General features: G+C 73.4%; 1 protein-coding gene. It reads right to left on the bottom strand.

Annotated elements, in window-relative coordinates; genetic code table 11:
- The coding region (locus AB0K10_RS26570; RefSeq protein ID WP_363687798.1) for a collagen-like protein at nt 1-237 on the bottom strand (237 nt) is incomplete at both ends.

Raw genomic sequence — 237 nt, 5'->3', positions numbered from 1 at the left:
TTGTGCGCCGGTGTTGCCCTGGCTGCCCTGCGCGCCTTGTGCGCCGGTGTTGCCCTGGCTGCCCTGCGCGCCTTGTGCGCCGGTGTTGCCTTGGGTGCCCTGGAAGCCCTGAGCTCCCTGCGCGCCGGTGTCGCCTTGCGCGCCCTGGAAGCCCTGAGCTCCCTGCGCGCCGGTGTCGCCTTGCGCGCCCTGGAAGCCTTGGCTGCCTTGCGCGCCGGTGTTGCCCTGGCTGCCCTG

The sequence above is a fragment of the Micromonospora sp. NPDC049274 genome, assembly GCF_040678875.1.
Taxonomy (GTDB): Bacteria; Actinomycetota; Actinomycetes; order Mycobacteriales; family Micromonosporaceae; genus Micromonospora.
This window is presented reverse-complemented; position numbering and strand designations above follow the sequence as displayed.